Annotated in this window: 9 protein-coding genes; 3 read left to right on the top strand and 6 right to left on the bottom strand. The window is 53.7% G+C overall.

Translation table 11 applies throughout. From position 1 onward, the window contains the following. Nucleotides 1–32: 32 nt before the first annotated feature. The 3 genes from N7E73_RS13110 to N7E73_RS13100 all read right to left on the bottom strand — a co-directional run bounded on the left by N7E73_RS13110 (nt 33) and on the right by N7E73_RS13100 (nt 3,254). The gene (locus tag N7E73_RS13110) at nt 33–824 is read right to left on the bottom strand and encodes an ABC transporter permease (protein ID WP_432735294.1); all 792 of its coding nucleotides are present in this window, start codon (nt 822–824) and stop codon (nt 33–35) included. After that, nucleotides 824–1,558, bottom strand: a complete 735-nt coding sequence (locus N7E73_RS13105) for an ABC transporter ATP-binding protein (protein ID WP_432735293.1) — start codon at nt 1,556–1,558, stop codon at nt 824–826. The genes N7E73_RS13110 and N7E73_RS13105 overlap by 1 nt, the downstream gene beginning before the upstream one ends. A 220-nt stretch (nt 1,559–1,778) precedes the next feature. Beyond that, nucleotides 1,779–3,254, bottom strand: coding sequence for a hybrid sensor histidine kinase/response regulator (locus N7E73_RS13100; RefSeq protein WP_432735292.1), 1,476 nt, complete (start codon nt 3,252–3,254; stop codon nt 1,779–1,781). 195 nt (nt 3,255–3,449) lie between these two features. Here N7E73_RS13100 and N7E73_RS13095 point away from each other — a divergent pair, with 195 nt between their 5' ends. The 3 genes from N7E73_RS13095 to N7E73_RS13085 all read left to right on the top strand — a co-directional run bounded on the left by N7E73_RS13095 (nt 3,450) and on the right by N7E73_RS13085 (nt 9,487). Beyond that, nucleotides 3,450–4,769 carry a M48 family metalloprotease gene (locus N7E73_RS13095; protein ID WP_432735291.1) on the top strand — a complete coding sequence of 440 codons (1,320 nt, stop codon included), beginning with the start codon at nt 3,450–3,452 and terminating at the stop codon, nt 4,767–4,769. Nucleotides 4,770–5,239: 470 nt separating this feature from the next. Next, a complete protein-coding gene (locus N7E73_RS13090; protein ID WP_432735290.1) occupies nt 5,240–7,675 on the top strand; it encodes a methyl-accepting chemotaxis protein in 2,436 nt (811 codons plus the stop codon). A 204-nt stretch (nt 7,676–7,879) separates the two neighbouring features. Beyond that, on the top strand, nt 7,880–9,487 hold the full coding sequence (locus tag N7E73_RS13085; RefSeq protein WP_432735289.1) for a DUF1566 domain-containing protein: 1,608 nt from the start codon (nt 7,880–7,882) through the stop codon (nt 9,485–9,487). 82 nt (nt 9,488–9,569) lie between these two features. On the opposite strand, the gene N7E73_RS13080 is transcribed toward N7E73_RS13085, so the two are convergent. The 3 genes from N7E73_RS13080 to N7E73_RS13070 form a co-directional block, all read right to left on the bottom strand. After that, the gene (locus N7E73_RS13080; RefSeq protein ID WP_432735288.1) at nt 9,570–10,424 is read right to left on the bottom strand and encodes a 4Fe-4S ferredoxin; all 855 of its coding nucleotides are present in this window, start codon (nt 10,422–10,424) and stop codon (nt 9,570–9,572) included. 164 nt (nt 10,425–10,588) lie between these two features. Continuing rightward, complete coding sequence (locus N7E73_RS13075; protein ID WP_432735286.1) at nt 10,589–11,815, bottom strand: NAD(P)-dependent oxidoreductase; 1,227 nt, start codon at nt 11,813–11,815, stop codon at nt 10,589–10,591. 365 nt (nt 11,816–12,180) lie between these two features. Further along, nucleotides 12,181–12,837 carry a nitrite reductase gene (locus N7E73_RS13070; RefSeq protein ID WP_432735284.1) on the bottom strand — a complete coding sequence of 219 codons (657 nt, stop codon included), beginning with the start codon at nt 12,835–12,837 and terminating at the stop codon, nt 12,181–12,183. Nucleotides 12,838–12,983: the final 146 nt, after the last annotated feature.

Below are 12,983 nucleotides of genomic sequence, written 5' to 3'. Positions count from 1 at the left end.
CCGCCACATACGACCTATATCTTTGCAGGCAATCAGCCCTGTTTGCGAACAAGCAGTGACATTGCCGCAGAAAAACACCTGCGCCGCACCAGCAGCAATACTATGATTGAAGACAGCGCTGTGGATGCCACCAGCATGAACATAACCACGATCTGGTACCGGACCGCCTCTTCCGGGTCGGCTCCGGCCAGAATCTGCCCGGTCATCATTCCCGGCAGAAAAACGAGCCCCACACCCATTAAGGAGTTTATGGCCGGGATCATGCCTGCCCGCAGGGAGTTGCGGAATATTTCAGCTGTAGCCTCCCGAGAATCGGCCCCATGGCAGAGCATCATCTCCACCTCGTCCCGCCTGTTCCGGAGTTCCGAAAAAAACCTTTCCAGAGACAGGGCCAGCGTGTTCATGGAATTACCCGCAATCATCCCGCCTATGGGAATGAAGTACTGCGGTTCCCACCAGGGCTGGGCACCGATCACAAAACGGGTCACCACCACGGTCACAAGGGAATAGCTGACAATCATCGATAATCCTGTCGGCATCAGGTAGGAGACATTTTTCTCCTTGACCCGCCCGTGAATGATGTGAACGGCGAACACGGTCATGAAGGCATAAAGAGCAAGCACCAGAAGGGCGTTGTTCAACCCGAAGATGATCTTGAGCAGATACCCCATGACCAGCAGCTGCACAAATGAGCGGACCACGCCTATGGCAAGATCTTTTTCCAGTTTGAGCTGATAAAACAGGGAAAGGGCACCGGAAACCGACACAAGGCTGACCGCAATCAGCAATTGGCCCCATGAAATTGGTATGAATTCAGCACCCATTACTGGACCTCCACCCGGCCATCGGCAACTGAAATACACATATGCGGGCAGCCTGGCCGGTATCCGGTATGACTGACCATAAGTACGGTTATCCCCTCTGAAACCAGTTCCTCGGCCACTTCCTCGACTCTCGCCCGGCTCCCGGGGTCAAGCGCACTGGTTGGCTCGTCAAAACACAGCACTGCCGGACGCGGCAGCACGGAACGGATCAGGCACAGCCTCTGCTTCTGCCCCACGGAAAGGTCTCCGGCAGCACTGTCCAGCCCGAATCCGTCAAGCCCAAGACGGTCCATCCACCCAAGAAGAACACCGTCTTCCGGGATGTCGTTTTCCTTGCGCACCTGAAATCTGAACGGCAGCAGCAGATTATCCCGCACGGAACCGGGCAGAACAGTCGGAGTCTGCTGCACAAAGCCGATACGGGTTCGCAGCAGCGGAGGATAAAACGAGCCCAGCGACTCGCCTTCAAACAGGATCTGCCCGCTATCAATCTCTTCCAGACGCACTATCAAGCGCAGCAGGGTCGATTTTCCCGCCCCCGAAAGACCGGTAATAAGCACAAAGCGACCGGGGAAAACCGAAAACGAGACGTCCCTCAGACCCCGTCCCCCCGGCCAGTTGAAATTCACATCCCGGAATTCCAGAACAGGAAGAGTTCCGGTTGAGACATCCACATTGACCACATTCATAATCATTGCCTTAAGTTGAAAAAGTTTTGCCGCTGCCGAACCCACGGCAGGCCCCCGTGCTTACCGCCATCTTCAGTTATCCCGACAGGAACCCGCCGCCGGTTGTCGGACTGGTAATTAGCCGAAGATAACCAGTTGCGCCATGCAGGAGAAGTTCTATGTGGCAGCAGGACAAAAAAGATCTCATTCAGGTTAATCTTTCCGCGAAATAACAGCCGGCCTGACTTCAGGGTGCCGATCGGCGGATGCTTAGTCCCTGACTAGTTCAACCGGCGGACGGCAGACTGAAATAAAAAGAAGCCCCCTTACCGAAGACACTGTCCACCCAGACCCTGCCGCCATGGGCCTCAACTATTTTTTTCACTATGTGCAATCCAAGTCCCGTGCTGGTTTCCCCGGCTGTAGGGCGTACCCGTGTCTTTTTAAATGTCTGGAAAAGCAAACTCTTTTCTTCAGGGGGAACCCCCTGTCCGTAGTCCCTGACGCAGAATTCCACTTCACCGCCCTCCCCGGCAAGCGACAGATCCACGAAGCTTCCCGCAGGTGAAAATTTAAGCGCATTGGTCAACAGGTTGTCGATAACCTGTCCCATACGCCGGACATCAAACCATATGGGGCCGACCTCCTGCAGGTCCGTCCTGAAGGTTATGGCCTTGTTCCTGGCTGAAATGCAGTGAATGCGCAGACGGCTCTCCACAAGTTCGCGCAGGTAGGCCTTCTCCTTTTTCAACTTCAACTGTCCGGACTCGATAGCCGAAATATCAAGCAGGTCATTCACCATCTCATTCATCTGCCAGTTGGCAACATTTATTACCTCGATTATATCGCGCTGCTCCTCGGTAAGATCCCCGCAAAGGTTATCAAGCAGCAACTGGGTAAATCCGTTGATCCCGCTTATGGGGCTGCGCAGGTCATGCGCTGCCATTCCCAGAAACTGATTCTTTACCGTGTTGGCCTCCTTCAACCGGCTGATAAGCTCCAGATTTTCAAGCGTACTGCGCACCCGGCAGTAAAAAGCTTCGGCCTCAAAAGGCTTGATTATAAAATCGTTGGCTCCGTTCTTGATGAATTTTGCTGTCAGCAGCGGCTCCCCGGAAGAGGATAGACCTATGACCCCCAACTCTTCCCGGCTGAAACGTTCACGGATTCTTCTGACCAGCTCCACCCCATTCATCCCCGGCATCTCATAGTCTACAATTGCCAGACGAATATCAGCTCCGCTATTTATCATCTTCAGTGCTGTTTCCGCATCAGGAGCCTCAAGAACACAAAACATGAGTTTACCGAGCATGCGCGAAAGCACAGAACGCAGCGAGTCAGAATCGTCAACAACCAGCACCCCGATCCTGCGGTTAAGATCAAGACGCTCAATATATCTGAGAATGGTGTCAATGGAGCGCGTGTCTTTCACCACGTAGTCGATTATATCCTTGGTCAGCATCAGCCTTCTGGTGGTCTCGTCAAGATCTGCCGTGAACACAATGGAGGGTATTTCCAGTTCACAAAAGACATCTACAATGCCGCCGTCACCCGAATCCGGAAGATTCAGATCAAGAATTGCCAGAAATATCTCATTACGGTGCTGCCGTGCAAACTCCACCGCAGCCTCGCAGGTGCCTACGATCTCGGCCCTGAACTCGGTGTGTTCATCAATCTTGCGCTGCAGCTCAACCGCAATGGCCCGGCTGTCTTCAACAATAAGCACTACTTCCGTGTTGTTCACACTATCAACCTGTTCCATACACATCATTCCGTCTATTAATTTGGTTTGATTGCCGCCCTTCTATTATGTGGGCCCTTACACTTCTATCATAGACCATGCTGCCATACAAACGGATAAGGTCGGCACCAGATGCCGATTTGAAGCATTGCAGAGCACCCATTGCCAAAAAGCCGCTGCCGATATATTTTTAACGATAAGAGCCATGGAGGAAGCATGGGACAGGGCCGAAAGAACATAACCAGAAGGCAGGCACTCAAACTCACCGCCGGAGGAGCGCTGGGAATTCTGACCGGGTGTGCAATCAACCCGGTTACGGGGAATAACCAGCTCATGCTCGTATCACAGCAGCAGGAAATCCAGATGGACCGCCAGAACTCTCCGCACCAGTTTTCCGCCGATTACGGAGCAGTACAGGACGCCAACATAAACCGTTATGTCAGTGAAGTGGGGATGTCTCTGGCCCGAACAAGCCACCGTCCGGATATGCCCTACAACTTTCGCTGCGTGAATGCCACCTATGTGAATGCCTACGCCTTTCCGGGAGGAAGCATCGCCTGTACACGCGGAATTCTGCTCACCCTTGAAAACGAAGCGGAACTGGCTGCGCTTATGGGGCATGAAATCGGTCATGTGAGTGCAAGACACACGGCTTCCCGCATGAGCTCCTCACTGGCTGTGCAGGGAGTGCTCGCCATCGGACTTGGTGTTCTGGCCACTCAGGATAGCGATCTGGTTCCCCTGGCCGCCGGGCTTGGCGGCATTGGCGCTGGGCTGCTGCTGGCCAGCTATTCCCGCTCGGACGAACGGCAGGCCGACAGCCTCGGCATGGAATACATGGACAAGGCCGGATATGACCCCGAAGGAATGGTAGGCCTGATGGATGAACTGAACAAGCTCCACAAAAGTCAGCCCTCCTTTGTACAGCAGATGTTTGCCTCCCACCCCATGAGTTCGGAACGATACGACACGGCAGTCAGGGCACGGCAGACCATTTATGCAGACAGCAAGAGAGGAAAGCTCCTTCGCGAAAGATACATGGACAACATAGCATCGATCCGCAAAATAGAACCAGCCATTGTGGAGATGCAGAAAGGTGAAGGCCAGATGCGCCGGAAGGCCTTTCCACAGGCCGAAGAACACTTCGCCAGAGCGCTGAGCATTGCACCGAACGACTATGCAGGCCTCATGCTCATGTCCAAATGCCAGCTGGCTATGGGCAAGAAACAAAGCGGCCTCCAGTATGCTCAGCAGGCCAGGAACAAATATCCTCAGGAAGCGCAGGCCCTGCACATGGTAGGAATGATGAGTCTTGAAAACAGGGAGTACGAGCAGGCGCTGGTTAACTTCGAGGCGTATGAAAAGGCCCTGCCCGGCAACCCCATGACCACCTTTTTCAAGGGAGTCTCATACGAAGCACTTGGCAACAGAGACATGGCCGCAAACGAATACTACCGCTTCCTGAAAGTAAACAATCAGGGAAGTTACGCCAAACATGCGTACGACAGACTCTCATCATGGGGATACATCCAGTAGGAAGATACAGGGATGAACTCCGACCTGTAATATTCCTGTCTGTCCAATGCATCTATAACATGTGGTCATATCTGTCAGAACACAAAGCACACCAAAACTACCCTATCTTGGCCGCGAAGGTTCTTTTGCTGCCCCCAAGATGCGAATATTTACAAATATGAAATATCCGACTTCCGTCGTATTAACCATAAATATTTCTTACATGTTATAATTCCTTTCAAGAAAAAAGATTGATATTAATTAAAATTTATTTTTATTTTTACAATTATTCCGAATTAAAAACATATTTATTCCCGCACCATTACGACCCATTAACTATTTCCGGCCCTCCGAGGACCTTTCAGGGAGTGCTCACCACACATTGACAGCGAACATCTTTCTGCTATCCAATTATGAATATTATTCACAAATGATCACTTTTTGTAAAAGACCAGCAGTTGATAGACCGTAATGGAGGGGATATATTTGCCATGTTGAAAAATTTCAGTGTAACCACCAAAATTGCCGGAGGATTGGGTATCGTCCTCATACTGCTGGCCGCAATGGCCGGGCAGGGTATCGTCAAACTTAATGAAAGTTCCGAAGGGTTTGCCAGCTACCGGGAACTGGCCAGAGAAACGAACCTTGATGAACGCATCCAATCCAATTTACTGCTCACAAGAATCGGCGCGATAGCATACACCACATCCGGAACCGAAGACGCCCTCCAGCAATACAAAGAACGGTTCGCTAAGCTGATGGAATACACCGAGCAAGCGGAACAGGGAATATCCGACCCGGACCGCAAGTCAATCCTCACCCAGATTCACGAAGAAATTTCCGCCTACAACTCTTCATTCAACAAATTCATATCTTACAAGCAGATCGAACACGAGTGTCTCAGCGGAGCACAGAAAAACGGCGAAATCATTGTTGCCGGACTGCAGACCCTTCTGGAAAGCTCAACCGAGCGAGAAGACAGCTTCATGATGGCTATGGTTCAGAAAAGCATGGCCGCACTCTACAAAGCCAGGCTCGCAAATGCGATGTTCATTTTAAAGACAAAGCAGAAAGCTGATGCTGAAAAAGCCATTGCTGAATTCGGACATTTTCAGAAAACCCTGGAAGAAATCCAGAATGTTCTCTACTCGCCGGCCGACCTCGGACTTATCAATGAGCTCCGGGAAAACAATGAGCAGTATCTTGCCAACACCAGAAGGATCATAGAAGCCACGGTAGGTCAGGCTGACGAAAAAAAGAAACTCGACACAATCGGTCCTGAAATCGCCAGACTGGTTGAAGAAATGACTGCCGTGGTAAGAGAGCATCAGGACAATCTCGGACCGCGCATGCAGGCTTCAATCAAAACCGCATCCACAACCATGACCGTCAGCTCTGCCGTCACCATGGTTCTCGGAATCCTGATGGCTTTTTTCATCTCCCGCAGCATCACCGTTCCGCTGAAAAAGGCCAATGCCTTTGTAAGGGACCTCGCTGCCGGAAAACTGGACAGCCACATGGATGTTGACCAGCGTGACGAAGTAGGAATGATCTGCAAGGACATGGCCCTTGTCGGTGAAACCATCAAGAATGCCATGGCTGAAATCGACTCCGCCATCAGCGATATTGAAGTAGGCCGAATTGACAGCAAGGCTGACAGCAGTTCCTTCAGCGGCAGTTATGCTGACCTCATTGACCGCACCAATCTCGCCACCGGAGTACTGCGCTCGTTTATCGAAGAAGTTCCCATGCCGATTATGACCATGGACAAGAATATGAACATCCTGTTCATGAACAAATCCGGTACGGTCCTGCTGGGCAAATCCCTTGATGAACTGAAGCGTGGCAAGTGTTCCTCATATATTGAATCAGGCGACTGCGGCACCAAAAACTGTGCCTGTGCAAAAGCCATGGATTCCGCCAGAACCGAACACGGAACCACCTACGTAAAAAGACCCGGCGGCAACCTTGAAGTATCCTACACCGGAGTCCCCATCAAAAAGGACGGCAGGGTTGTCGGTGCCATGGAAATCCTCATCGACCAGACCGAAATACATACCGCCCAAAGACGCATGCAGGATGTGGCCGAACGCACCCAGTCCATTTCCGAGCAGCTTTCCTCGGCCAGTGAAGAGCTTTCCGCCCAGGTGGAGCAAATCAGCCGGGGCTCCGAGCTGCAGCGGGAACGCATAGTCGAAACCGCCACCGCCATGGATCAGATGAACAGCACCATAATGGAAGTCGCCAGCAACGCATCCAGCGCGGCAGGCAAGAGCAACGAGGCAAAGGCCGAAGCCCAGCAGGGAGCCGGGATCGTGGCCGAATCGATCACAGCCATCACCGGAGTCCAGTCCGTGGCAGAAGACCTGCGCGACAACATGCGTTCCCTTGAGGAGCAGACCAAATCCATCAGCACTGTCATGAATGTCATCACCGACATTGCCGACCAGACCAACCTGCTGGCCCTGAACGCTGCAATTGAAGCCGCCCGCGCCGGAGAAGCAGGACGCGGATTTGCCGTCGTTGCCGACGAGGTCCGCAAACTGGCCGAAAAGACCATGTCCGCCACTCACGAAGTCGGCGAAAGCATCAGGAACATCCAGAATTCTGTCCGGGCCAACATGCTTGAGGTGGAGAACGCCGTAAGCGCGGTGGAAGAAACCACTGATCTGGCCCGCCGCTCCGGTGAATCACTCAAGACCATCGTCAGCACGGTTGATTTCAGTGCCCATCAGGTCGAGTCCATCGCCACGGCATCAGAGGAACAGTCCGCTGCGTCCGAGCAGATCAACCGGGCCATCAGCGAGATCAACAGCGTGGCTCGCGAAACAGATGAGGGCATCCAACAGTCCGCACAGGCCATTCAGGAACTGGCCGTCATGTCCGGGGAACTGCGCAAGCTTATCGGTGAACTTCGCTCAAAATAGCCTTTATTCAGATACAGTTAAAAAAACGGCCCTCCTGAAATTCAGGAGGGCCGTTTTTTTCGGAACAGAGGACAGGGCCGGGGCATGGCAGTCAGGAACACATGCGCAACCAAAAGAATTGTAAAGAAGCTACCCGACACTGGCACTGCAAGCCCGGACATGCTAAAAAGTAGTCTGACACCAAACCAACAACGGGAGCACCAGATGAAACTGTTGACCGCTTTACTGGCTTTACTTCTCCTGCTGCCTGCATCGCTGGCCCAAGCCGGATCATACCCTGTAGTAGACACCGGGCAGCAGGCCTGCTTCAACAACAGCAGGCAGATCCACTGCCCGGACAAAGGCGATGATTTTTACGGTCAGGATGCCCAGTACAAGGGCAATCAGCCTCGCTACAAAGACAACGGTGACGGCACTGTTTCGGACCTCGTTACCGGACTGATGTGGGTCAAGGCCAGGGGTCCGCAACTCTCATGGCAGGCTGCCATGGACGGGGCCAGGGATTGCAGGGTCGGCGGATATGACGACTGGCGCGCACCCACCATCAAGGAACTGTACTCCCTGATTGATTTCAACGGCTGGGTACAGACCAGTGAATCCAGTTCAACCCCTTTCATAAATACCGAATACTTTGATTTCAAATTCGGAGACACCTCCAAAGGGTCCCGCATCATCGACTGTCAGGACTGGTCCTCGACCACATACGTCTGCACGACCATGGGCGGAAACCCCACGGCCTTCGGAGTCAACTTCGCCGATGGACGGATCAAGGGATACGGGAAAAATCACCGCAGGGCGCAGGATAATAAGTACATCCGCTATGTCAGGGGCAACCCGGACTATGGTAAAAATATTTTCGTTGAACGCAAGGACGGCACGGTTGAAGACAAGGCCACCGGACTCATCTGGCAGCAGGCCGACAGCGGCAAAAAGCTCAACTGGGAGGAGGCACTTGCATACTGCGAGAACCTGAGCCTTGCAGGACGCAGCGACTGGCGCCTGCCCAACGTAAAGGAACTTCAGTCCATAGTTGACTATACCCGCAGCCCGGCGACCACTGATTCAGCTGCAATCGACCCCGTGTTCAAGGTCACGGACAAAGAATCGTATTACTACTCCTCCACAACCCACATGGACGGCCCCAAACCATCGCATGCCTCCTATGTGGCCTTCGGGCGGGCCATGGGCTACTTTGCTCCCCCCCGCAGCAGCAACAGGAAGTGGATGGATGTCCACGGAGCCGGAGCCCAGCGCAGTGACCCCAAATCCGGAAACCCCGATGCCTATCCCAACGGACGCGGCCCGCAGGGGGATGACATCCGTATCTACAACTACGTTCGCTGCGTTAGTGCAGGTGCGGCAGAACCATACGATCCCCCTTATGTAAAAATCCCGGCATGGAAAGGCGGCAATCCGGGATCATCAGGATCAGGCATGATGCGTCAGGGCGGAATGCAGGGGCAGGGAATGGACCAGAATTTCGGGGGAATGCGAAATCAGCGGATGAATTCCGGACAGGATATGCCCGGAATGGGACAGGGAGCAGGCATGATAATGCAGCCCCCGGCAGGACAGGAATCCATGGGACAGGGTGCGATGGGCCGAGGCCCCGGCAACATGCAGGGCCCTCCGGAAGAAGCATTTGCTGCCTGCGAAGGGCTCTCGCAGGGGGATGACTGCACAGTTGAAACTCCGCGCGGCACACTTGAAGGCACATGCCAGTCCCGCAACGAGCGGACCTTCTGCGTGCCCAAGGGACACGGTCCCGGCGGAATGGGAGGTCGGCAGGGTCATATGGGGCCGCCGCAATAAGAACAGACCTGCATACGCCATATCAAGATAATTTATCCGGCCGGTATTTCCGTCAGTTTTGACAGAAATACCGGCCGTAAATTCATTTCTCAAGCAGGGACATCGGATTACGGAATTCGCACGGAACCTTTGTCTGGCAGAGGCCGCAACTGTTCACCCTGAATCCCAGCTGTTCCTTTTCCACATATACGGCGGTAAAATTGCGGATGTAATTCTTGCACTTGACTTTGTCGTGCCCTTCTTCGGTAATTGCCCCAGCAGGACAGCGCTTCATACAGGCCCTGCATTTAAGCCCGGCATGGAAAAGGCACCATTCGTTATGCTTGGCGTATTCCCGGGGAGTCGGTTCACATTCCCTGCGGACAACAACCGATCCGACCCTGACGGCTTTACCTGCCGGGGTGATCAGTCCGTCGGAAAGGCCGAAAGTTCCCAGCCCGCAAACATAGGCCGCATGCCGCTCCGACCATCTGGAAGCGTATCCGTATTTTTCCGAAACAGCCCTGCTCCAGTCCGGCAGCAGTACCGGAGCACAGGCCTCAGTGAGGCTGGAAAGGAACCAGTCTACCACGAAGCGACGCAGATTTTCGTTAACCGTTTCCCCATAGTGCCGGGCCATGCTCCATTCGATACTGGGCATTTCCGTGGCGGCACGGTGAGCTGTGCGGGTATTTTCGGTCTGGGGCAGTACCCATGCAATGACACTGACTTCCTCCGGCTCCACTTCAATGGACGGAAAAGCATTTTGAAGGGCTTCCACAGGAGTCCAGTAAAATTCGGGACCGATGTCCTCCTTCAGAAATTCAAACAGAGGGTCGGCCCCGGAAGCGAAGCCCACCAGCGGTTCATCAAAAGCAGGCTGATCGGAACCGGGTTCAATTGCATTGTTCCGTATATCCGCCATCCACGACTTGATTTCCCGGATTATTGTCAGCACTGCCCTCTCCCGCAAATGACTTCATGTTACAGTGTCCACCCAACCCCTGATAATTCGATAACATCTTTACATGCTTATGTGAATATAAGCCTAACACGCAAAGAAGCCCCCGCGGGAATGATTCCGCAGGGGCCTTACATTCATAATTTTCAGCCAGATAGAAGCTAAATACCGTCCAGATAATCCATGATCGCCTGCGCCGAGGTCTTGGAGCAACGCACGGCTTCGGCGACAGTTCGTGCTCCGGTCACCACGTCACCGGAGGCGAAGATGCCTTCACGGGTAGTGCGGCCATCTTCATCGGTTATGACAAGCCCGGTTCTACCGATCTCAATGCCGGTCAGGTTGCTCCGGGGAGCCTGACTTACTGCGATGAACACGGAATCCGCCTCAAACAGCTTCTCTGATCCCTCAACCGTGACCAGACGGGAATTGCCCTCTTCATCGGTCTCCTTGACGGTATCCATGCAGACAACCCCGCCTTCGGTAAGTTCCACCGGAGCACGATAGAAGTCGAACCGGACCCCGTCCAGCCGGGCGTATTCGTACTCGTACTTTGTGGCACTCATGTCTTCAGGTCCGCGGCGGTAAAGCACGGTCACCTCGCGGGCTCCCTTGCGCAGGGCGGTACGGGCCACATCCATGGCCACGTTTCCGGCCCCGATCACGGCCACGCGCTCACCCAGTTCATAGACATCGGGATTCTTCAGGTAGTTGATGGCGTAATGAACGTGTCCGAGAGTCTCGCCCTTAAGCCGCAGGGGACGGGGATTCCAGACCCCTGTACCTATGAAAATGGCCTCATACCCGTCACGCAGCAGGTCGTCGAGGCTTACCACCGGGCCGATGAGCATGTTGGGCCGGATCTTCACTCCGAGCTGCAGGAGCACCTGCCGCAGCTTCTCAAGAATATCCTTGGGCAGGCGGAATGCGGGAATGCCGTACTGCAGAACCCCGCCTATCTTTTCCTCTGATTCGAACACGGTGACCCGATAGCCCTTCAGGGCAAGGATAAAGGCCACGGTAATCCCGGCCGGGCCGGAACCGATCACGGCCACACGGGCCTTTTTCTTTTCCGGCGGCTGAGGCGGGGTGTACTGGGCCAGATAATAACTGGAAATATAATTTTCAATACTGCTGCACTGCACCGGAGAACTCTTGCGGCCCAGAATGCAGTGCCCTTCGCAGAAATTTTCGTGCGGACAGATAAGCGAACAGACCACGGAAAGCGGGTTGTTCTCGAAAAGCATGGCCCCGGCCTCGCGCATCTCCCCTGCCAGAAGCAGTTCGATCATTTTATTGATCGGAGTTCCCAGAGGACAGCCTTTGCTGCAAAGAGGTTTCTTGCATTGCAGACAGCGCGATGCCTCTTCAATAATATGTTTTCCCATAATATGATGTGTGCTTTGCCCCGCCGGTTGCGGAGCCTGATTAGAATACGAAATGTGCGAATCGAAAGAAGTGCTTTGGAAAGCGGTAGATAGCAGGGGTCGGACCGGAGGTCCAGCCCGGATTAACATTCAGCAAGGGATGTACTTAACGGTACAGCCGGATGACAGAACGGGGACAGCCGCGGTGCAGCTGTCCCCGTTCAAGATTAAAGCACATATGATAAAAGTAGGCCTCCGGCGGTCCTGCGGGGCTGATTCAGATGCGCTTCGCGCTTTTTGCGATTTGATTTCGCCTCCGGCGGCCAAAGGGTCCGTGACCCTTTGGAATCCCTGATAGTTTCAGGATATGACATATTACCGTAGAACTACTTCACGGCCTCAAGTACAGCCTCTGTTCCGAGGCGGCGCAGCATACCGCTGGTGCGCTCACGGTTACGGCCGTTTTCCTTGTAGAAAGTGAGAGCCTTCGCCGCTACGCCGAGAGCCTCTTCCTCAGTGAGCTTGCTGCCGAGCATGACACCCAGACCGGCATCCTTGCGGGCGGAACTTCCGAAATGGACTTCCCAGCCCTTGGGACCGCCGACCATGCCTATATCGCGGATAAAGCTCAAACCGCAGCCCATCTTGCAGCCGGAAACTCCGCTCTTGACCTTGAACGGGTAAGGTCCGTTGGCTTTGACGACCTCAAGCAGCTTGTCGGCCATGCCGTAACTTTCCTGCATGCCGTACTTGCAGATCCCGGCACCCGAACACACGGATGTGGTCAGAGGAGCCTTTTCAACGGAAGCTCCCAGAGCCGCGATGACACCATCAAGATTTTCCCTGGAAATGCCTTCAAGGTTCATGCGCTGGCCGGTGGTTGCCCGCAGGGAGGTCAGCCCGAATTCAGCCATGGTATCCAGTACGGTCTTCATCATGCCGGCAGTGAGCTGACCATGCTTGAGGCACAGTCTCAGTGCATAGGTTCCGTCCTTGCGTTCAACCGGTGCTACGGTGATCTTTTCTGCAACGATATTATTCATTCGAATCTCCTTAATTTTATCTTAGCGCAAGAGTTGATAACCCAGAGCGCAAGGTTCTGCAAATCCGCCATGTCCTGCAGCAGCCGCGAAACAAACCGTGAACTTTTGTCAATGTGATGGAATGCGACCTGATAATATGCTATGCA

The sequence above is a fragment of the Maridesulfovibrio sp. FT414 genome, from assembly GCF_050916235.1.
Lineage (GTDB): Bacteria > Desulfobacterota > Desulfovibrionia > Desulfovibrionales > Desulfovibrionaceae > Maridesulfovibrio.
This window is presented reverse-complemented; position numbering and strand designations above follow the sequence as displayed.

What these genes read in the sequence shown, in the direction of transcription:
- N7E73_RS13095 (WP_432735291.1), top strand. Translation starts at nt 3,450, where the DNA reads ATGGGACAGGGCCGAAAGAACATAACCAGAAGGCAGGCACTCAAACTC.
- N7E73_RS13100 (WP_432735292.1), bottom strand. Translation starts at nt 3,254, where the DNA reads ATGGAACAGGTTGATAGTGTGAACAACACGGAAGTAGTGCTTATTGTT.
- N7E73_RS13070 (WP_432735284.1), bottom strand. Translation starts at nt 12,837, where the DNA reads ATGAATAATATCGTTGCAGAAAAGATCACCGTAGCACCGGTTGAACGC.
- N7E73_RS13075 (WP_432735286.1), bottom strand. Translation starts at nt 11,815, where the DNA reads ATGGGAAAACATATTATTGAAGAGGCATCGCGCTGTCTGCAATGCAAG.
- N7E73_RS13090 (WP_432735290.1), top strand. Translation starts at nt 5,240, where the DNA reads ATGTTGAAAAATTTCAGTGTAACCACCAAAATTGCCGGAGGATTGGGT.
- N7E73_RS13110 (WP_432735294.1), bottom strand. Translation starts at nt 824, where the DNA reads ATGGGTGCTGAATTCATACCAATTTCATGGGGCCAATTGCTGATTGCG.
- N7E73_RS13085 (WP_432735289.1), top strand. Translation starts at nt 7,880, where the DNA reads ATGAAACTGTTGACCGCTTTACTGGCTTTACTTCTCCTGCTGCCTGCA.